The organism is Escherichia sp. E4736, from assembly GCF_005781225.1.
Classification (GTDB): Bacteria; Pseudomonadota; Gammaproteobacteria; order Enterobacterales; family Enterobacteriaceae; genus Escherichia.
In genome coordinates this window covers 53,125-73,206 of record NZ_VATT01000007.1, presented here as the reverse complement: position 1 = coordinate 73,206, position 20,082 = coordinate 53,125, and the positions used below count along the sequence as shown (strand labels likewise).

General features: G+C 50.7%; 16 protein-coding genes. 10 read left to right on the top strand and 6 right to left on the bottom strand.

All coding sequences use genetic code 11. The annotated features are described in order from the left end of the window. Positions 1 to 239: 239 nt before the first annotated feature. Positions 240 to 1,349, top strand: a complete 1,110-nt coding sequence (ycbX, locus tag FEK46_RS04930; protein ID WP_130260788.1) for a 6-N-hydroxylaminopurine resistance protein YcbX — start codon at positions 240 to 242, stop codon at positions 1,347 to 1,349. On the opposite strand, the gene zapC is transcribed toward ycbX, so the two are convergent. Then, entirely contained in the window at positions 1,346 to 1,888 is a 543-nt protein-coding gene (gene zapC, locus FEK46_RS04925) for a cell division protein ZapC (RefSeq protein ID WP_064528385.1), read from the bottom strand. The two genes, ycbX and zapC, sit on opposite strands and share 4 nt — an antisense overlap. 173 nt (positions 1,889 to 2,061) lie before the next feature. Next, on the bottom strand, positions 2,062 to 3,072 hold the full coding sequence (gene pyrD / locus FEK46_RS04920; RefSeq protein WP_135559693.1) for a quinone-dependent dihydroorotate dehydrogenase: 1,011 nt from the start codon (positions 3,070 to 3,072) through the stop codon (positions 2,062 to 2,064). A 236-nt stretch (positions 3,073 to 3,308) separates the two neighbouring features. Here pyrD and ssuE point away from each other — a divergent pair, with 236 nt between their 5' ends. The 5 genes from ssuE to ssuB are packed head-to-tail and all read left to right on the top strand — an operon-like array spanning position 3,309 to position 7,536. Continuing rightward, positions 3,309 to 3,875, top strand: coding sequence for an NADPH-dependent FMN reductase (gene ssuE / locus FEK46_RS04910; RefSeq protein ID WP_135559680.1), 567 nt, complete (start codon positions 3,309 to 3,311; stop codon positions 3,873 to 3,875). Continuing rightward, positions 3,868 to 4,827: a sulfonate ABC transporter substrate-binding protein gene (locus FEK46_RS04905; protein ID WP_135559681.1), complete on the top strand. Its 960-nt coding sequence runs from the start codon at positions 3,868 to 3,870 to the stop codon at positions 4,825 to 4,827. The genes ssuE and FEK46_RS04905 overlap by 8 nt, the downstream gene beginning before the upstream one ends. Further along, positions 4,824 to 5,969 carry an FMNH2-dependent alkanesulfonate monooxygenase gene (gene ssuD / locus FEK46_RS04900; RefSeq protein ID WP_135559682.1) on the top strand — a complete coding sequence of 382 codons (1,146 nt, stop codon included), beginning with the start codon at positions 4,824 to 4,826 and terminating at the stop codon, positions 5,967 to 5,969. The genes FEK46_RS04905 and ssuD overlap by 4 nt, the downstream gene beginning before the upstream one ends. An 11-nt stretch (positions 5,970 to 5,980) precedes the next feature. Then, the gene (gene ssuC / locus FEK46_RS04895; RefSeq protein WP_130205723.1) at positions 5,981 to 6,772 is read left to right on the top strand and encodes an aliphatic sulfonate ABC transporter permease SsuC; all 792 of its coding nucleotides are present in this window, start codon (positions 5,981 to 5,983) and stop codon (positions 6,770 to 6,772) included. Then, on the top strand, positions 6,769 to 7,536 hold the full coding sequence (gene ssuB / locus FEK46_RS04890; RefSeq protein ID WP_130205361.1) for an aliphatic sulfonates ABC transporter ATP-binding protein: 768 nt from the start codon (positions 6,769 to 6,771) through the stop codon (positions 7,534 to 7,536). Before ssuC ends, ssuB begins: the two co-directional genes overlap by 4 nt. A gap of 198 nt (positions 7,537 to 7,734) precedes the next feature. Here the strand turns inward: ssuB and pepN are convergent, their stop codons facing one another. Then, complete coding sequence (gene pepN, locus FEK46_RS04885) at positions 7,735 to 10,347, bottom strand: aminopeptidase N (RefSeq protein ID WP_135559683.1); 2,613 nt, start codon at positions 10,345 to 10,347, stop codon at positions 7,735 to 7,737. A 265-nt stretch (positions 10,348 to 10,612) separates the two neighbouring features. Between pepN and pncB the strand changes: the two genes are divergently transcribed. From pncB to aspC, 4 genes are all read left to right on the top strand, one after another. Then, positions 10,613 to 11,815: a nicotinate phosphoribosyltransferase gene (gene pncB / locus FEK46_RS04880; RefSeq protein ID WP_130205357.1), complete on the top strand. Its 1,203-nt coding sequence runs from the start codon at positions 10,613 to 10,615 to the stop codon at positions 11,813 to 11,815. A 167-nt stretch (positions 11,816 to 11,982) separates the two neighbouring features. Further along, positions 11,983 to 13,383, top strand: coding sequence for an asparagine--tRNA ligase (gene asnS / locus FEK46_RS04875; protein WP_130205355.1), 1,401 nt, complete (start codon positions 11,983 to 11,985; stop codon positions 13,381 to 13,383). A gap of 602 nt (positions 13,384 to 13,985) precedes the next feature. Further along, positions 13,986 to 15,056 carry a porin OmpF gene (gene ompF, locus FEK46_RS04870; RefSeq protein WP_130205353.1) on the top strand — a complete coding sequence of 357 codons (1,071 nt, stop codon included), beginning with the start codon at positions 13,986 to 13,988 and terminating at the stop codon, positions 15,054 to 15,056. A gap of 183 nt (positions 15,057 to 15,239) precedes the next feature. Further along, complete coding sequence (gene aspC / locus FEK46_RS04865) at positions 15,240 to 16,430, top strand: aspartate transaminase (RefSeq protein WP_130205351.1); 1,191 nt, start codon at positions 15,240 to 15,242, stop codon at positions 16,428 to 16,430. A 221-nt stretch (positions 16,431 to 16,651) separates the two neighbouring features. Here the strand turns inward: aspC and gloC are convergent, their stop codons facing one another. The 3 genes from gloC to ldtD all read right to left on the bottom strand — a co-directional run bounded on the left by gloC (position 16,652) and on the right by ldtD (position 19,902). Beyond that, the gene (gene gloC / locus FEK46_RS04860; protein WP_135559684.1) at positions 16,652 to 17,299 is read right to left on the bottom strand and encodes a hydroxyacylglutathione hydrolase GloC; all 648 of its coding nucleotides are present in this window, start codon (positions 17,297 to 17,299) and stop codon (positions 16,652 to 16,654) included. A 26-nt stretch (positions 17,300 to 17,325) separates the two neighbouring features. Then, on the bottom strand, positions 17,326 to 17,874 hold the full coding sequence (locus FEK46_RS04855; RefSeq protein ID WP_130205347.1) for a YcbK family protein: 549 nt from the start codon (positions 17,872 to 17,874) through the stop codon (positions 17,326 to 17,328). Positions 17,875 to 18,054: 180 nt separating this feature from the next. After that, positions 18,055 to 19,902 carry a L,D-transpeptidase gene (gene ldtD / locus FEK46_RS04850; protein ID WP_135559685.1) on the bottom strand — a complete coding sequence of 616 codons (1,848 nt, stop codon included), beginning with the start codon at positions 19,900 to 19,902 and terminating at the stop codon, positions 18,055 to 18,057. Positions 19,903 to 20,082 lie beyond the last annotated feature (180 nt).

The window sequence follows — 20,082 nt, the reverse complement described above, 5'->3', positions numbered from 1 at the left end:
GTCACTTTTACTCTAAGGCCTACCGCAGTAGGCGTAATTGTTGCAGTCAGTTTGGACATGGACAGCATGGAGAAACCGGAACGTACACCAGTACGTGAGGATTTCGAGTACTGCCCAGGGCTAAACTGACAAATAAAATAGCCTAACGGGATAGGCACTAAGAAAATTGTTGCGCATTATAGCTAATAAGCGCGTCATGTCATAAAGTTGAGGGCTTATTTTCATATGAGGACCGCACCGTGACGACATTAACCCGGCTTTTTATTCATCCTGTTAAATCGATGCGCGGCATCGGTCTGACACATGCTCTGGCTGATGTCAGCGGTCTGGCCTTCGATCGCACCTTTATGGTCACAGAACCTGACGGTAGGTTTATTACTGCCCGCCAGTTTCCGCAGATGGTGCGGTTTACCCCTTCGCCCGTGCATGACGGCTTACATCTCACCGCGCCAGATGGCAGCAGCGCATACATCCGTTTTGCTGATTTCGCTATGCAGGACGCGCCAACCGAAGTGTGGGGTAACCATTTTACTGCACGCATTGCGCCAGATGAGATCAACAAATGGTTAAGCGGCTTTTTCTCCCGTGAAGTGCAATTGCGCTGGGTAGGACCGCAGATGACACGGCGCGTAAAACGCCATAACACTGTACCCTTGTCGTTTGCTGATGGCTATCCGTATCTGCTCGCTAATGAAGCCTCACTGCGTGATGTGCAGCAACGCTGCCCGGCAAGTGTAAAAATGGAGCAATTTCGCCCCAATCTGGTGGTTTCCGGCGCGGCAGCCTGGGAAGAAGATACCTGGAAAGTGATTCGCATTGGCGATGTGGTGTTTGACGTGGTAAAGCCCTGCAGCCGCTGCATTTTCACCACTGTCAGCCCGGAAAAAGGACAAAAGCATCCGGCAGGCGAACCGTTAAAAACGCTGCAATCCTTCCGTACTGCCCAGGATAATGGCGATGTCGATTTTGGTCAGAATTTAATTGCCCGCAATAGTGGCGTTGTTCGTGTTGGTGATGCAGTGGAAATTCTTGCTACTGCACCGGCGAAAATCTACGGCGCGGCAGCCGCAGACGATACTCTCCCGACAAAGCAGCAAATGGATGCGAATGTAGATATCGACTGGCAAGGACTGGCATTTCGCGGTAATAATCAACAGGTATTGTTAGAACAATTAGAAAATCAAGGGATTCGGATCCCCTATTCTTGTCGCGCGGGCATATGTGGAAGTTGTCGAGTTCAGCTTCTGGAAGGCGAAGTCACCCCGCTGAAAAAATCAGCTATGAGCGACGACGGGACAATTCTTTGCTGTAGTTGTGTACCGAAGACTGCATTGAAACTGAAAGGTTAAACGGCCTGTTCAAGGCTGAAGCTGTCATAACTCATATGAGGTTTCAGCCTGTCATTCATAATTTTGATGGCGTCACCCAGTTGCATGGCGCGACCAGCGATGACAACACAAGGCTGCGCAAGGAGGCACAGCGCGGCATTTTCACCAGATTCAACAACCAGAAGGCTGACTTGTTCATTGGTATCGCTTAACCAGACACAGGCTGCATCACCCGGCACTGGCGACCACATTTCACCATGAGAAACAAAATGCCAGCTTTTCGGCATTTGCGGTTTGAGATAACGAACTGCCACCAGCGCATTAAGCACCAGTTCAGCTTTTTGTTCTTTTGATAAGTTAAGGTCGCGGCATTTTTCTTCAAACGAGAAATAGAGCGCGGCGTCATCAACGCAGAATCCCGCAGGAGAAAAGGCGTCTGGTGTCAACATCTTGCGCGCAAAACGTGAGCGAAATAGCATGCCATTGGCTAAATCAAGCATCATTCGATCATGCTCTTCATCATAATACCAACGCCAATTATCGTCTGGTTTAATTCGCATATGCTTCTCCTCTACCCTATAAATCCACTGCAACATATTCCATTGTTGCTTCGCTTAATAACCTCAACAAGAAAAGTACAAAATGTCTAAATAAGTAACAGCAATGAATATAAAACAACCAGGGCTGAAAATAAAGCCCTGATTATCTTATAAAGAGAAAATGAAAGAAATAATTAGATATGGTTAACGATTTCTTTAATCAGCGGCGGACCTTTAAAAATAAAACCGGAATAAATTTGCACCAAAGAAGCCCCCGCAGCTATCTTCTCGCGAGCAGCGATTACCGAGTCAATACCACCAACACCAATAATCGGTAAGCGGCCGTTTAATTCCTGCGACAAGCGACGAATAATTTCCGTACTTTTTAATTGTAAGGGACGACCACTTAAGCCACCGGTTTGATCACAATTTTTCATTCCCTGAACTAAAGAACGATCGAGGGTCGTATTAGTTGCAATGACGCCATCAATATTATGGCGAACTAAACTATCGGCGACCTGGATCAACTCTTCTTCAGAAAGATCCGGCGCGATCTTCACTGCTATTGGTACATATTTGTGGTGGTGCGCTTGCAGATCATTTTGTTTATTTTTAATTGCCGTTAATAAATCATCCAGCGCTTCGCCATATTGCAGAGTGCGTAATCCCGGGGTATTTGGTGATGAAATATTGATGGCAATATATCCTGCAAAGGCGTAGATTTTTTCCATACAAATCAGATAGTCATCTTTGCCTTGCTCAACCGGAGTATCTTTATTTTTGCCGATATTGATTCCCAGAACACCGTCGTAATGGGCTTTTTTAACGTTCTCTACGAGGTTATCAACGCCGAGGTTATTAAAACCCATACGGTTTATTAAACCTTCAGCATCTACCAGGCGAAAAAGACGCGGTTTGTCGTTTCCTGGTTGTGGACGCGGGGTGACAGTACCGATCTCGATCGATCCAAATCCCATTGCACCAAGGGCATCAATACACTCCCCGTCTTTATCAAGACCGGCTGCCAGACCAAGCGGGTTTTTAAAGGTCAGTCCCATACAGTTAACCGGCTTCGCTGGAACATTTTGCCGAACAAGCGCTTCAAACGGTGTTCCGGTGATGCGGCGTAATTGCTGAAAAGTAAACTCGTGTGCGCGCTCTGGATCGAGCTGGAAAAGGGCTTTACGAACGAAGGGGTAGTACATGAACTCTCCTGGATTCCCGGTGTGCAAACCGGGGGCGTATTATGTGCGAGTTCGCAGCAAAAGGGAATTGACCTGCGGCAATAAATAGCAAACGTTTTCTTGTTGCGCCTTTTTTATGCTTTTTTTGGCTTTCCTTCTTCAGATAAATCATTTCGACTCACGAACGCCCTCTGTCAGACTGACCGAATTGTTATCAATGTTAACAAAACAAGAACAATTGGTTATAAGGAGAGAGTATGCGTGTCATCACCCTGGCGGGTAGTCCTCGCTTTCCTTCTCGCTCCAGTTCCTTACTGGAATATGCGCGGGAAAAACTGAATGGCCTGAATGTTGAGGTTTATCACTGGAATCTGCAAAACTTCGCCCCGGAAGATCTGCTCTATGCCCGTTTCGATAGTCCGGCACTCAAGACCCTCACCGAACAGCTGCAACAGGCCGATGGGCTGATTGTCGCCACACCTGTGTATAAAGCCGCCTATTCCGGTGCGCTGAAAACCCTGCTCGACCTGCTGCCAGAACGCGCTTTGCAAGGCAAAGTGGTACTGCCACTGGCGACGGGCGGCACGGTGGCTCATCTGCTGGCGGTTGATTACGCACTTAAACCAGTTTTAAGTGCGCTGAAAGCCCAGGAGATCCTGCACGGCGTGTTTGCCGATGACTCTCAGGTGATTGATTACCATCACAAACCCCAGTTCACGACAAATCTGCAAACCCGTCTTGATACCGCGCTCGACACCTTCTGGCAGGCGCTGCACCGCCGCGATGTTCAGGTTCCTGATCTGCGAGGTAATGCCCATGCGTAAGATCATTAAACTGGCGCTGGTTGGATTACTTAGCGTCTCCACACTTGCGGTTGCCGCAGAGTCTTCGCCAGAGGCGTTAAGGATTGGCTATCAGAAAAGCAATATCAGTTCGGTACTGGCGAAAAATTACCACATGCTGGAAAAACGCTATCCGCAAACAAAAATCTCCTGGGTGGAGTTCCCCGCTGGCCCGCAGATGCTGGAGGCGTTAAACGTTGGCAGTATTGATCTCGGCAGTACCGGGGATATTCCGCCAATCTTTGCTCAGGCCGCCGGGGCTGATTTGGTGTACGTGGGCGTCGAGCCACCAAAGCCAAAAGCCGAAGTGATTCTGGTTGCAGAAAACAGCCCGTTCAAAACCGTGGCCGATCTTAAAGGCCACAAAGTTGCCTTTCAGAAAGGTTCCAGTTCGCACAACCTTTTACTGCGCGCCCTGCAACAGGCCGGGCTTAAATTCACCGATATCCAGCCCACTTACCTGACGCCAGCTGATGCCCGCGCCGCGTTCCAGCAAGGTAACGTCGACGCCTGGGCTATCTGGGATCCCTACTACTCCGCCGCGTTATTACAGGGCGGCGTGCGGGTGTTGAAAGATGGCACCAGTCTCAATCAAACCGGATCGTTTTATCTGGCAGCTCGTCCATATGCGGAGAAGAACGGAGCCTTTATTCAGGGCGTACTGGAAACCTTCACCGAGGCCGATGCGTTAACCCGCAGCCAACGCGAACAGAGTATCGCCCTGTTGGCAAAAACAATGGGCTTACCTACGCCAGTGATTGCCTCGTATCTGGATCATCATCCCCCTACCACCATCAAACCGGTGAACGCTGAAGTTGCTACCTTGCAGCAGCAAACAGCAGATCTGTTTTATGAAAACCGTCTGGTGCCGAAAAAAGTCGATATTCGCCAGCGCATCTGGCAGCCCACGCAACTGGAAGGAAAACAATTATGAGTCTGAATATGTTCTGGTTTTTACCGACCCACGGTGACGGACATTACCTGGGAACGGAAGAAGGTTCACGCCCGGTTGCTCACGGTTATCTGCAACAAATTGCGCAAGCGGCGGATCGTCTGGGCTATACCGGTGTGCTAATTCCAACGGGGCGATCGTGTGAAGATGCGTGGCTGGTTGCGGCGTCGATGATCCCGGTGACGCAGCGGCTGAAGTTTCTTGTCGCCCTGCGCCCCAGCGTAACCTCACCTACCGTTGCCGCCCGCCAGGCCGCCACACTTGACCGCCTCTCTAATGGACGTGCGTTGTTTAACCTGGTCACAGGCAGCGATCCACAAGAGCTGGCAGGCGACGGCGTATTTCTCGACCATAGCGAGCGTTACGAAGCCTCGGCGGAATTTACCCAGGTCTGGCGACGTTTATTGCTGGGCGAAACCGTCGATTTCAACGGTAAACATATTCATGTGCGGGGAGCCAAACTGCTCTTCCCGCCGATTCAACAGCCATATCCTCCGCTTTACTTTGGCGGATCGTCAGACGTCGCCCAGGAGCTGGCGGCAGAACAAGTTGATCTCTACCTCACCTGGGGCGAACCACCAGAACTGGTTAAAGAGAAAATCGAACAAGTGCGGGCGAAAGCTGCCGCGCATGGACGAAAAATTCGTTTCGGTATTCGCCTGCATGTGATTGTCCGCGAAACCAACGACGAAGCGTGGCAGGCCGCCGAGCGGTTAATCTCGCATCTTGATGATGAAACTATCGCCAAAGCACAGGCCGCATTCGCTCGGACGGATTCCGTAGGACAACAGCGAATGGCGGCGCTACATAACGGCAAGCGCGACAATCTGGAGATCAGCCCCAATTTATGGGCGGGCGTTGGCTTAGTCCGCGGCGGTGCCGGGACGGCGCTGGTGGGCGATGGTCCTACGGTCGCTGCACGAATCAACGAATACGCCGCGCTTGGCATCGACAGTTTTGTGCTTTCTGGCTATCCACATCTGGAAGAAGCGTATCGGGTCGGCGAGTTGCTGTTCCCGCTTCTGGATGTCGCCATCCCGGAAATTCCCCAGCCACAACCGCTGAATCCGCAAGGCGAAGCGGTGGCGAATGATTTTATCCCCCGTAAAGTCGCGCAAAGCTAAGGAACACGATGATGGCAACGCCAGTGAAGAAGTGGTTATTACGCGTTGCCCCCTGGTTTTTACCGGTGGGCATCGTGGCGGTGTGGCAACTGGCCTCCTCAGTTGGCTGGCTGTCGACGCGTATTTTACCCTCTCCGGAAGGAGTGGTGACGGCGTTCTGGACGCTCTCCGCCAGCGGCGAATTGTGGCAGCATCTGGCGATCAGCTCCTGGCGGGCGTTGATTGGCTTTTCAGTTGGCGGATCGCTGGGGTTGATTCTGGGACTGATTAGCGGACTGTCGCGCTGGGGAGAACGGCTGCTGGATACCTCAATTCAGATGTTGCGCAACGTGCCGCATCTGGCACTGATCCCGCTAGTGATTTTGTGGTTTGGCATTGATGAATCCGCGAAAATCTTTCTGGTGGCGCTCGGCACGCTTTTCCCCATTTATATCAATACCTGGCACGGCATCCGTAATATCGATCGCGGGCTGGTGGAAATGGCGCGTAGCTATGGCTTATCCGGATTACCGCTGTTTATCCATGTGATCCTGCCTGGCGCCCTACCCTCAATTATGGTCGGCGTGCGCTTCGCGTTAGGTCTGATGTGGCTAACGCTGATTGTTGCTGAAACCATTTCTGCTAATTCTGGCATTGGTTATCTGGCGATGAATGCGCGGGAGTTTTTGCAAACGGACGTGGTGGTGGTTGCCATTATTCTCTACGCCCTGCTCGGCAAACTTGCTGACGTCAGCGCGCAACTTTTAGAGCGCCTCTGGTTGCGCTGGAACCCGGCTTATCATCTGAAGGAGGCCACTGTATGAATACTGCTCGTCTGAACCAGGGTACGCCGCTACTGCTCAATGCGGTAAGCAAACATTACGCGGAAAATATCGTCCTGAACCAACTGGATTTGCATATTCCGGCAGGCCAGTTTGTGGCGGTAGTGGGCCGCAGCGGTGGTGGCAAAAGTACCCTGCTGCGACTGCTGGCCGGGCTGGAAACGCCAACCGCAGGCGATGTGCTGGCAGGCACAACACCGCTGGCTGAGATTCAGGATGATACGCGAATGATGTTTCAGGATGCGCGTCTGCTGCCATGGAAATCGGTGATTGATAACGTTGGGTTAGGCCTTAAAGGCCAGTGGCGCGATGCCGCTCGTCGGGCGTTGGCTGCGGTAGGGCTGGAGAATCGCGCGGGGGAATGGCCGGCCGCACTTTCTGGCGGGCAGAAACAGCGTGTGGCGCTGGCGCGAGCGTTGATCCATCGACCGGGTTTATTGTTGCTTGATGAACCACTCGGTGCGCTGGACGCTTTAACGCGACTGGAGATGCAGGATTTGATTGTGTCACTCTGGCAGGATCATGGCTTTACTGTTTTGCTGGTGACGCATGATGTGAGCGAAGCGGTAGCGATGGCTGACCGGGTGCTGTTAATTGAAGAAGGAAAAATTGGTCTGGATTTGACGGTGGATATCCCCCGTCCGCGCCGGTTAGGATCAGTACGATTAGCGGAGCTGGAAGCGGAAGTGTTGCAGCGGGTGATGCATCGTGGGCATTCTGAACAACCGATTCGGCGTCATGGTTAATATGCCGGATGCGGCGCACAAAACCAGCAGCTTCAACGGGCTTGTAGGCCTGATAAGACGCGTCAAGCGTCGCATCAGGCAGTTGGACACGGTTGCCGGATGCGGCGTGAACGCCTTATCCTGCCTACAAAACCAGCAGTTTCAACGGGTTTGTAGGCCTGATAAGACGCGTCAAGCGTCGCATCAGGCATGTTTGTATCAAGCCAGAGCTTTAGTTATTTTCTCGTACAGATCGCCAGAGAGATTTTCCAGCCCTTTCAACTGTTCCAGCGCCGCGCGCATTTTCTCCTGACGTTTGGCATCGTAACGTTTCAGGCGAATCAACGGCTCAATCAGACGTGAAGCCACCTGCGGGTTACGGCTGTTAAGGTCGGTAAGCATTTCCACCAGGAACTGGTAACCGCTGCCATCTTCGGCATGGAACGCTGCCGGGTTGCTGCCCGCAAATGCACCAATTAACGAACGAATACGGTTCGGGTTGCTCATGGTAAATGAGCGATGCTGCAACAGACCACGCACCGTCTCCAGCACATTCGCCGCCGGGCTGGTGGCTTGCAGGATAAACCATTTATCCATTACCAGACCGTCCTGATGCCACTTATCGTCGTATTCCTGCATCAACTTGTCACGGCATGGCAACTGCGCAGCAACCGCCGCAGAGAGCGCCGCCAGCGCATCGGTCATATTGTTCGCTTCGTGGAACTGCTTGCTCACCAACACATCAGCCAGATGCGTTTCACCAAAAGCGAGGAAGCGCAGGCAGGCGTTACGCAGCGTCCGTTTCGCAATATCTTCATGCTCAACGCGATACTCACTCTGGTAATTCGCGTTATAGATTGCCAGCAGCTCATCCGCCAGTTCAGTCGCCAGAGTACGAGTGAGTGCTTCGCGTACTTCGGCAATAGCAATCGGATCAATGATATCGAACAGTTCCGCCATTTCATTGACGGAAGGCAGTGTCAGAATTTCTGCCGCCAGTGCCGGGTCAATCTTCTCATCCAGCAGTACCGCGCGGAAAGCATCGGCAACGTGTGCTGGTAAAGACAATGGTTGACCTTGCTGATGACGGGCGACGTTCAGCTTGATGTAGGTTGCCAGCAAACTTTGCGCCGCGTCCCAGCGAGAGAAGTCATTACGCGCATGACGCATCAGGAAGGTCAGTTGCTGATCGCTCCACTTATATTCCAGTTTCACTGGCGCAGAGAATTCGCACAGCAGCGCAGGCACCGGCTGGAAGTAGACATTATCAAAGACAAAGGTCTGTTCCGCCTGGGTGACGTTCAGCACTGAATTCACCGGATGATCGCCTTTCTGCAACGGGATCACTTTGCCTTCGTTGTCATACAGTTCGATGGCAAACGGAATATGCAGCGGCTGTTTTTCTGCCTGATCCGGCGTAGCAGGCGTGCGCTGGCTGATGGTCAGGGTGTACTGCTCGGTTTCCGGATTGTAGTCGTCTTTGACGGTCACAACCGGCGTGCCGGACTGACTGTACCAACGGCGGAAATGGGAGAGATCGACATTCGACGCGTCTTCCATCGCCTGAACGAAATCGTCGCAGGTCGCTGCACTGCCATCATGACGCTCGAAATAGAGCTGCATCCCTTTCTGGAAGTTTTCTTCGCCCAGCAGGGTGTGGATCATACGGATCACTTCCGCGCCCTTCTCGTAAACGGTCAGGGTGTAGAAGTTGTTCATTTCAATGACCATGTCCGGGCGGATCGAGTGTGCCATCGGGCTGGCGTCTTCCGCAAACTGCAATCCGCGCATGGTGCGCACGTTATTGATGCGGTTAACTGCGCGGGAACCAAGGTCAGAGCTGAATTCCTGATCGCGGAACACCGTTAAGCCTTCTTTCAGACTAAGCTGGAACCAGTCGCGGCAGGTCACACGGTTACCGGTCCAGTTATGGAAATATTCATGACCGATAACGCGTTCAATATCAAGGTAATCTTTGTCGGTGGCGGTGTCGGTGCGCGCCAGTACATACTTGGAGTTAAAGATATTCAGACCTTTATTCTCCATCGCGCCCATATTGAAGAAATCCACCGCAACGATCATATAGATGTCGAGGTCATACTCCAGGCCGAAGCGTTCTTCATCCCACTTCATGGAATTTTTCAGGGACGTCATCGCCCACGGAGCGCGATCAAGGTTGCCGCGATCGACATACAGCTCCAGCGCTACTTCGCGGCCAGAACGCGTGGTGAAGGTGTCGCGCAGCACGTCGAAGTCGCCTGCCACCAGCGCAAACAGGTAGCACGGTTTCGGGAACGGGTCCTGCCACTGTACCCAGTGACGTCCGTTTTCCAGTTCGCCTTGCGCAACGCGGTTACCGTTGGAAAGCAGGAATGGATATTTGGTTTTATCAGCAATAATTTTGGTGGTAAAACGCGCCAGCACGTCCGGGCGGTCGAGATAATACGTAATATGGCGGAAACCTTCGGCTTCACACTGAGTGCAAAGCGCATCGCCTGATTGATAAAGCCCTTCCAACGCGGTATTCGCTGCCGGACTAATTTCATTAACAATCTTGAGCGTAAAACACTCCGGCAAATTACTGATGACCAGTGCGCCCTCTTCTTCTTTCCAGGCGTTCCACGGCTCATCATTAATATGAATAGAAACCAGTTTAAGATCTTCGCCATCAAGACGAAGCGGTGCATCTGATGCACCATGACGGACAGCCTGGCTGACTGCGGTAACTACCGTCTTTTGCGCGTCCAGGTCAAAGGTCAAGTCAATATCAGTAATCTGGTAATCCGGCGCACGATAATCGTGACGGTATTTGGCTTGTGGCTGTTGAGTCATAAATAACCTTTAGCATCTTTTATAGAGTCTGGTGTTCAGTCTATTCCTGTTGCGTAAATCTCGCTACGCAGAATCTTCATCTTTTCAGGTACAAACGCTTTTATTGCTACATTTGTATAACATACACAGCGCAACGCTATCGACCATAAAGGTGGCATATGGTGTGATCGGGGTTCAATAAATTGCGAAACAAGGTATACTCCAGCAGTTTCCTAAGATGTTTATTGTACTAAACGCTCCCGTAAGAGGACGCTACTGCGCACCTATGACACAATTCGCTTCTCCTGTTCTGCACTCGTTGCTGGATACAGATGCTTATAAGTTGCATATGCAGCAAGCCGTGTTTCATCACTACTATGATGTGCATGTCGCGGCGGAATTTCGTTGCCGTGGTGACGATCTGCTGGGTATTTATGCCGATGCTATTCGTGAACAGGTTCAGGCGATGGAAAACTTGTGCCTGCGGGATGATGAATATCAGTGGCTCTCTGCCCTGCCTTTCTTTAAAGCCGACTATCTCGACTGGCTGCGTGAATTCCGCTTTAATCCGGAACAGGTCACTGTTAGCAACGATAACGGTAAGCTGGATATTCGTTTAAGCGGTCCGTGGCGTGAAGTCATCCTATGGGAAGTCCCGTTGCTGGCGGTGATTAGTGAACTGGTACATCGCTATCGCTCACCGCAGGCTGACGTTGCGCAAGCCCTCGACACTCTGGAAAGCAAATTAGTCAACTTCTCGGCGTTAACCGCCGACCTTGATATGTCGCGCTTCCATCTGATGGATTTCGGCACTCGCCGCCGTTTTTCTCGCGAAGTACAAGAAACCATCGTTAAACGTCTGCAACAGGAAAAGTGGTTCGTTGGCACCAGTAATTACGATCTGGCGCGTCGCCTTTCCCTTACGCCGATGGGAACCCAGGCACACGAATGGTTCCAGGCACATCAGCAAATCAGCCCGGACCTTGCCAACAGCCAGCGAGCTGCACTTGCTGCCTGGCTGGAAGAGTATCCCGATCAACTGGGGATTGCGTTAACCGACTGTATTACGATGGATGCATTCTTACGTGATTTCGGTGTGGAGTTTGCCAGCCGCTATCAGGGCTTGCGTCATGACTCTGGCGACCCGGTAGAATGGGGCGAAAAAGCGATTGCACATTATGAGAAACTGGGGATTGATCCGCAAAGCAAAATACTGGTTTTCTCCGACAATCTGGATTTACCTAAAGCGGTTGAGCTTTATCGCCACTTCTCTTCTCGCGTGCAATTAAGTTTTGGCATTGGTACACGCCTGACTTGTGATATTCCTCAGGTAAAACCCTTGAATATCGTGATTAAACTGGTGGAGTGTAACGGTAAACCGGTGGCGAAACTTTCTGACAGCCCTGGCAAAACTATCTGCCATGACAAAGCGTTTGTCCGCGCGCTGCGTAAAGCATTCGACCTTCCGCACATTAAAAAAGCCAGTTAATATCATCAGGGAGCCATAACGGCTCCTTTTTTGCCTTTTATTCCGAAATCTTTTGCCCCATCTGCGAATTCTGCTTGTCTGATTGCAGATGCCAGGTAACATAGGTATCCCCCCATTGACGGGTGGACAAGTGTTTATTTTTTCCGACTATTAACAGAGAGAATATTATGAGCGTTGTGCCTGTAGCCGACGTACTCCAGGGCCGCATAGCCGTTGACAGCGAAGTCACCGTGCGCGGATGGGTACGTACCCGCCGAGATTCAAAAGCTGGCATCTCCTTCCTCGCCGTTTATGACGGTTCCTGCTTTGATCCTGTACAGGCTGTCATCAATAATTCTCTGCCCAATTACAATGAAGACGTACTGCGTCTGACCACCGGTTGCTCGGTCATTGTGACGGGTAAAGTCGTGGCATCGCCGGGCCAGGGGCAACAATTTGAAATTCAGGCCAGCAACGTTGAAGTTGCCGGTTGGGTTGAAGATCCAGACACTTACCCGATGGCCGCAAAACGCCACAGCATCGAATATCTGCGTGAAGTCGCTCACCTGCGTCCGCGTACCAACCTGATTGGCGCAGTAGCACGCGTTCGCCACACGCTGGCACAGGCACTGCATCGCTTCTTTAACGAGCAGGGCTTCTTCTGGGTTTCTACGCCGCTGATTACCGCGTCCGATACCGAAGGCGCTGGCGAAATGTTTCGCGTTTCAACGCTGGATCTGGAAAACCTGCCGCGTAACGATCAGGGCAAAGTCGATTTCGATAAAGACTTCTTCGGTAAAGAGTCTTTCCTGACCGTATCTGGCCAGTTGAACGGCGAAACTTATGCCTGTGCGCTGTCGAAAATTTATACCTTCGGCCCGACATTCCGTGCTGAAAACTCCAACACCAGTCGTCACCTGGCGGAATTCTGGATGCTGGAGCCAGAAGTCGCGTTTGCTAATCTGAACGATATCGCCGGTCTGGCTGAAGCCATGCTGAAATATGTCTTCAAAGCAGTTCTCGAAGAACGTGCTGACGACATGAAATTCTTCGCTGAACGCGTGGACAAAGATGCTGTAAGCCGCCTGGAACGTTTCATTGAAGCAGACTTCGCCCAGGTTGATTACACCGAAGCAGTCACCATCCTTGAAAACTGCGGTAAGAAATTTGAAAACCCGGTTTACTGGGGCGTCGATCTCTCTTCTGAGCACGAGCGTTATCTGGCGGAAGAACACTTTAAAGCACCGGTAGTGGTTAAAAACTATCCGAAAGACATTAAAGCGTTCTATATGCGCCTTAACGAAGACGGTAAAACCGTTGCCGCAATGGACGTTCTGGCGCCGGGTATCGGTGAGATCATTGGTGGTTCGCAGCGTGAAGAGCGTCTGGACGTGCTGGACGAGCGCATGCTGGAGATGGGCCTGAACAAAGAAGATTACTGGTGGTATCGCGATCTGCGTCGCTACGGTACTGTTCCACATTCCGGTTTCGGTCTTGGCTTTGAACGCCTGATTGCCTACGTGACCGGCGTACAGAACGTGCGTGACGTGATTCCTTTCCCACGTACTCCGCGTAACGCCAGCTTCTAATTCACTTCCTGAAAGAGCCAGCGCACGCTGGCTCTTTTTTATCCCCTTCTGTCAAGTTATCTGTTTGTTAAGTCAATCAATCTATTTGCAACCCCTCAAGGCCCCTCTTCCTGTTACGGAATATTTCTCTGAAATATTTGCGAACAAAAAATTAACCCACAGTCTTATTGCGGATTAGCAATTTCTTAGCTGATAGCACAATTTTTATACTTATTTTTGGCTTTCTGGACGCCTGAAAGCGTGATTCAGCGAGACTGCGGGGAAAAATGATCAGAAAGAAAATTTTCGTTTAGTTAATTTAAACATAAGGAAATCATATAAATAGATCAAATTCACTGCAAATATCATTAAAGTCCAATGGAAATATGACGGCGTTCACAAAGTCCCTTAAATTTTACCATTGGTTACACATTTTTGCTTTTTGTAACTATATCTTTATCTTTGTAGCACTTTCACGGTAGCGAAACGTTAGTTTGAATGGAAAGATGCCTGCAGATACATAAAACACCAAACTCTCATCAATAGTTCCGTAAAGATTCATTGACAGAGCTTATTGGCGGCAGTGGCAGGTGTTATAAAAAAAACCATGAGGGTAATAAATAATGATGAAGCGCAATATTCTGGCAGTGATTGTCCCTGCTCTGTTAGTAGCAGGTACTGCAAACGCTGCAGAAATCTATAACAAAGATGGCAACAAAGTAGATCTGTACGGTAAAGCTGTCGGTCTGCATTATTTTTCCAAGGATAACGGTGAAAACAGTTACGGTGGCAATGGTGACATGACCTATGCCCGCCTTGGTTTTAAAGGGGAAACTCAAATCAATTCCGATCTGACCGGTTACGGTCAGTGGGAATACAACTTCCAGGGTAACAACTCTGAAGGTGCTGACGCTCAAACTGGCAACAAAACCCGTCTGGCATTCGCTGGTCTGAAATACGCTGACGTAGGTTCTTTCGATTACGGTCGTAATTACGGTGTTGTTTATGACGCACTGGGCTACACCGATATGCTGCCAGAGTTCGGTGGCGATACCGCATACAGCGATGACTTCTTCGTTGGTCGTGTTGGCGGCGTTGCGACTTACCGTAACTCCAACTTCTTTGGTCTGGTTGACGGCCTGAACTTCGCTGTTCAGTACCTGGGTAAAAACGAGCGTGATACTGCACGACGTTCTAACGGCGACGGTGTTGGCGGTTCCATCAGCTACGAATTCGAAGGATTTGGTATCGTTGGTGCTTATGGTGCAGCTGACCGCACCGACCTGCAAGAAGCTCAGCCTCTCGGCCAGGGTAAAAAAGCTGAACAGTGGGCAACTGGCCTGAAGTATGATGCAAATAACATCTACCTGGCAGCAAACTACGGTGAAACCCGTAACGCCACCCCGATCACTGGTGGCTTTGCCAACAAAACGCAAGACGTTCTGTTAGTTGCGCAATACCAGTTTGACTTTGGTCTGCGTCCGTCCATCGCTTACACCAAATCTAAAGCGAAAGACGTAGAAGGCATCGGTGATGTTGATCTGGTGAACTACGTTGAAGTGGGCGCAACCTACTACTTCAACAAAAACATGTCCACCTATGTTGACTACATCATCAACCAGATCGATTCTGACAACAAACTGGGCGTAGGTTCTGATGATACCGTTGCTGTAGGTATCGTTTACCAGTTCTAATAGCAGACCTCTTTGTTAAATGCCGAAAAAACAGGACTTTGGTCCTGTTTTTTTATGCCTTCCAGAGCAATCTCACGTCTTGAAAAAACAGCCTGCGTTTTCATCAGTAATAGTTGGAATTTTGTAAATCTCCCGTTACCCTGATAGCGGACTTCCCTTCTGTAACCATAATGGAACCTCGTCATGTTTGAGAACATTACCGCCGCTCCTGCCGACCCGATTCTGGGCCTGGCCGATCTGTTTCGTGCCGATGAACGTCCCGGCAAAATTAACCTCGGGATTGGTGTCTATAAAGATGAGACGGGCAAAACCCCGGTATTGACCAGCGTTAAAAAGGCTGAACAGTATCTGCTCGAAAATGAAACCACCAAAAACTACCTCGGCATTGACGGTATTCCTGAATTTGGTCGTTGTACTCAGGAACTGCTGTTTGGTAAAGGTAGCGCCTTAATCAATGACAAACGCGCACGTACAGCCCAGACCCCAGGTGGTACCGGTGCATTACGTGTAGCTGCCGATTTCCTGGCAAAAAATACCAGCGTTAAGCGTGTGTGGGTGAGCAACCCAAGCTGGCCAAACCATAAGAGCGTATTTAACTCTGCGGGTCTGGAAGTTCGTGAATACGCTTATTACGATGCGGAAAATCACACTCTGGACTTCGACGCTTTAGTTAACAGTCTGAACGAAGCTCAGGCTGGTGACGTTGTCCTGTTCCACGGCTGCTGCCATAACCCTACCGGCATCGATCCTACACTGGAGCAATGGCAAACACTGGCGCAGCTTTCTGTTGAGAAAGGCTGGCTGCCGCTATTTGACTTCGCTTACCAGGGTTTCGCCCGTGGTCTGGAAGAGGATGCTGAAGGTCTGCGCGCTTTCGCGGCTCTGCATAAAGAGCTGATCGTCGCCAGTTCCTACTCTAAGAACTTTGGCCTGTACAACGAGCGTGTTGGCGCTTGTACTCTGGTTGCCGCAGACAGTGAAACTGTCGATCGTGCATTCAGCCAGATGAAAGCAGTAATTCGCGCAAACTATTCTAACCCACCGGCTCACGGGGCTTCGGTTGTTGCTACGATCCTGAGCAACGAGGCTTTGCGTGCGATCTGGGAACAAGAGCTGACCGATATGCGCCAGCGCATTCAGCGTATGCGTCAGTTATTTGTTAATACACTGCAGGAGAAAGGCGCAAACCGCGACTTTAGCTTTATCATCAAACAGAATGGTATGTTCTCTTTCAGTGGCCTGACAAAAGAACAGGTACTGCGTCTGCGTGAAGAGTTTGGCGTGTATGCTGTTGCTTCTGGTCGCGTAAACGTGGCCGGAATGACGCCAGATAATATGGCGCCGCTGTGCGAAGCGATTGTGGCTGTGCTGTAAGCGTTAAAACCAATGAAGCCCGCTGAAAGCGGGCTGAGACTGATGACAAACGCAACATTGCCTGATGCGCTACGCTTATCAGGCCTACGCGTCCCCTGCAATATTTTGAATTTGCACGATTTTGTAAGCTGGATAAGGTGCTCGCGCCGCATCCGGCATAAACAAAGCGCACTTTGTCAGAAATCCAGGCCCGCATTAAAAGCGGGCTTTTTTATGCGCTTTTACCAGACGGGCATTTCGTCTTGCAGGAAGGGGTTATGCAGGCGCTCATAACCAAGAGTGGATAATGGTCCGTGACCCGGAATAAATGTCACGTCATCCCCCAATGGCAGCAATTTATCTTTGATTGAAGAAATCAGTTGATTGTGATCGCCTCGTGGGAAGTCACTGCGCCCTACTCCGCCTTTGAAAAGGACGTCGCCAGAAATCAACAGTTTTGCCTGATGATCAAAGAAAACCACATGGCCTGGCGTATGCCCTGGGCAATGTAACACCTGTAAAGTCACATTCCCTATGCTGATAGTGTCGCCTTCATTCAGCCAGCGTTCTGGCGTTAATGGCTGACACTCTTCCAGGCCAAACATGCGACTCTGCGCAGGCAAGCCTTGCAGCCAGAACTCATCTTCTTTTTCCGGGCCAAGCACTGGCACGCCGTAGTGTTGTGCCAGTTCCGCCGCTGCGCCAACGTGGTCCAGATGACCATGCGTCAGCAGGATCTGCATTAGCGTCAGGCCGCTGGCGTCAACTTCCTGTTTGATTTTTTCCGCATCGCCACCCGGATCGACCAGTGCGGCCAGGCGAGTTTGCTCACACCAGATCAATGAACAGTTCTGGGAAAATGCGGTGACCGGAATAATACGATAATTCATACTGCCCCTGTTTCGTTAAGCGATTGTTACCAGTGCCGCGCTGGCCCGGTATCAATATGCACAAAGTTACTGCGTGGGTAATATCCTACACCACCTGCGCGCATAGATAACGCTGCTTTGCGTATATTGCTTAACGCAATACCTTCAATATGGAAGTCCATCGCCTGCCCTTTAGTGTGATAGCTTTTCTTTGCTACTCCACGGCTGTGGGCGCGTAATTCATTATTGGTGTCAATCGAACGGTAGCCAGAAATGAGCTGTACTGGCTTGCGAGTGCCTAACAACCCTTGCAGGCGATATAACTGGTCGAATAATCCTGGGTCGATGGACCTTATTTTGTTCGCGCGGAAATCGCGGAAAAAATGGTTTAGTTTTGCCAATTCTTCCTGAATATAGCCTCTGCCATCGAAAAACTCCGCCTTAATTGACTCTCCGGTATGGAGATTGTTAAGTGTCAAAATGCGCGGACGTGGGGTAGAGAGTGTCGCAAATGAAGGCGTCGGCAGGATGGCGGCACCAAGTGCAACACCACCAAGCGCCAGTAGTTTGCGGCGATTAGCGTCGAATTTGTCCATGATAATCAAGTCTACAGGTCAATGTTATCGTTTATATGCACTTCTGGCGCACAAGAGGCACCTTAACCGCCCATAAAGCTGACGTCAAGATGACTCACCCCCAGCAGCGACGGGGGCTACAGAGAATAGCCCCCGAAAATGCTAATTATTACGACAACAGATTTTCCCGAACTACTTCATTTACCTGATTAATTGTTCCGCTTTTGAGACAATTTGCGAGCTGGATCGTGCCGGCAGATCATAATTGTAAATATCTGTACGATATTGGGTCCGACCATCTGCACCAACAAAAGCGGTCAGATAGTAAAGATTAACCGGTATCGATTGACGAATATTAACGTAACGGGTATCACCCCGCTTTAGAGCATCGGAGATACGCTTGTCATTCCAGCCAGCATCCTGCAGCAGCATATTTGCCAGATCCGACGCCTTATTCACCCGCACACAGCCAGAACTCAACGCGCGCGTTTCACGTTTGAAAAGATTGTGATTCGGCGTGTCATGCAAATAGATAGCGTCTGAACTCGGCATATTAAATTTATACCGTCCTAGCGAATTTCGCGGGCCAGGAGCTTGCTGGAAGCGGAACGGCAAATTCGATGCGGTTATCGTCGACCAGTCAATCTGCCACGGGTCAAGCGCATCTTTGCTGTTCCAGCCGCGCATAACCGTATAGCCATGGCTTTCAAGATAACCGGGATCGTTACGCACCTTTGGCAGAATATCTTTGCGTGCCAGCGTCGGTGGTACGTTCCACGGCGGGTTTACCACCACATTGTTTAAGGCACTGCTCATCATCGGCGTTTTGCGATCGGGACGACCGACAATGACCCTTGAATCCAGCACTTGATTGCCGTTCTGATAATAGACCAGCGAATAGGCCGGAATGTTAACCATGATGCCAGTAGAAAGCTCGGATGGCAGCAAGCGCAATCGCTGGATATTGAGCGCCAGCACGCCCGCTCGCTGTGCAGGCGTGACGTTTAACCAGTCTCGCGTTGCCGGGCCAATAGAGCCCTCTGCCCCTAAGCCTTGCCATGCCTGAAAACGTTTCACGGCTTCCACCAGCTCATTATCATAGGCAGCTCGGACGGCTGGCGCAGGTTTACTGCGAGCTGTAGTTTGCTTACCCATCGGCTTAGTTTCGGCTGTTTCGATTGCAGCGGCAGACGGACTAACTACCGCGCCTGTCGATGTTTCATCGCCCGGCAGTGCTATTTTCGGCCCACCTTCGAGCATACCTGTACGCTGCAAAATCTCGCGCAGCGCCGGGACGTCGTTACTCCATTGACCAGGGCGTAGCGTTGCTTTACCGGTCAGTTGCGGCCACGGTTTGGAATCACTCAATAAGTTCAGCAAAGATTCATGCATTGCTGAATATTGCGGATGCTGTGGTGCCAACCCTGTGACAAACGTGGTCAGTTGACCGTTATCCAGCGCCACCTGCCAATGGTTAATGACCGAGAGCGGCGGTGTTGAGAGCGCATAAGGTTTACTGCTGTACAGCCAGCGGGTACCTTTGACCGGAATGTTTGCGACGAAATGGAGATACCCCATCATTGCATCCGATAGCACCACATCACGTGCCATACCGTTAACGCCAGGGTCAGTCAGTAACTCCACCCATTTGTTAAACTGCGGTTGAAAACCGGCAATCGCCACTTCCGCCAACTGCTGCTGGAAAGCTTTAACTGCATCACGATTTTCCCACATCGGCTGCATATCGCGTGCTGCATACAAGAGTTGAAGCTGGTTAAGATAAACCGGCTTATAACCTGCAGGTAATTGTGATTCAATTTGCGTGCGGGCCTTTTCTGCCGCACCTTCAGGTAGCGGTTGGATCCCCGCCATTATTGCCGTGGCTTGTGCCTGCGGCAGTACATCTCCCTGTTCACTTACAGCCACCGGGCTGTCACCAGGGATAATCTCAGGCTCATCAGCCTGCACACTGAACAGTGGAGCGAATGTTACGGCCAGGCACAAACTGATTGCCGAAAGCCGACGACCACACATCATGTTAAGCAACATCCCTTGCCCCCTGTTTTTATCATACTCTGAATAGCCAGGCTGTTTTATCTTAACTGCCTTTACAACGCCAATACTCATGAAAGTATGACGAGCAAGCCTGTTACTTATCAAGCTTACCTTCAGTATATAAACGTCGGTACGTTTTTACACAACCTAATGTAAAGAAGTTTAAAGAAAAGC

Excerpts from the sequence above, each read along its gene's own strand:
- ssuC (WP_130205723.1), top strand. The coding sequence starts at position 5,981 with ATGGCAACGCCAGTGAAGAAGTGGTTATTACGCGTTGCCCCCTGGTTT.
- pncB (WP_130205357.1), top strand. The coding sequence starts at position 10,613 with ATGACACAATTCGCTTCTCCTGTTCTGCACTCGTTGCTGGATACAGAT.
- zapC (WP_064528385.1), bottom strand. The coding sequence starts at position 1,888 with ATGCGAATTAAACCAGACGATAATTGGCGTTGGTATTATGATGAAGAG.
- asnS (WP_130205355.1), top strand. The coding sequence starts at position 11,983 with ATGAGCGTTGTGCCTGTAGCCGACGTACTCCAGGGCCGCATAGCCGTT.
- ssuD (WP_135559682.1), top strand. The coding sequence starts at position 4,824 with ATGAGTCTGAATATGTTCTGGTTTTTACCGACCCACGGTGACGGACAT.
- pyrD (WP_135559693.1), bottom strand. The coding sequence starts at position 3,072 with ATGTACTACCCCTTCGTTCGTAAAGCCCTTTTCCAGCTCGATCCAGAG.
- aspC (WP_130205351.1), top strand. The coding sequence starts at position 15,240 with ATGTTTGAGAACATTACCGCCGCTCCTGCCGACCCGATTCTGGGCCTG.
- FEK46_RS04855 (WP_130205347.1), bottom strand. The coding sequence starts at position 17,874 with ATGGACAAATTCGACGCTAATCGCCGCAAACTACTGGCGCTTGGTGGT.
- pepN (WP_135559683.1), bottom strand. The coding sequence starts at position 10,347 with ATGACTCAACAGCCACAAGCCAAATACCGTCACGATTATCGTGCGCCG.
- gloC (WP_135559684.1), bottom strand. The coding sequence starts at position 17,299 with ATGAATTATCGTATTATTCCGGTCACCGCATTTTCCCAGAACTGTTCA.
- ompF (WP_130205353.1), top strand. The coding sequence starts at position 13,986 with ATGATGAAGCGCAATATTCTGGCAGTGATTGTCCCTGCTCTGTTAGTA.
- ssuB (WP_130205361.1), top strand. The coding sequence starts at position 6,769 with ATGAATACTGCTCGTCTGAACCAGGGTACGCCGCTACTGCTCAATGCG.
- ldtD (WP_135559685.1), bottom strand. The coding sequence starts at position 19,902 with ATGTTGCTTAACATGATGTGTGGTCGTCGGCTTTCGGCAATCAGTTTG.
- ssuE (WP_135559680.1), top strand. The coding sequence starts at position 3,309 with ATGCGTGTCATCACCCTGGCGGGTAGTCCTCGCTTTCCTTCTCGCTCC.
- FEK46_RS04905 (WP_135559681.1), top strand. The coding sequence starts at position 3,868 with ATGCGTAAGATCATTAAACTGGCGCTGGTTGGATTACTTAGCGTCTCC.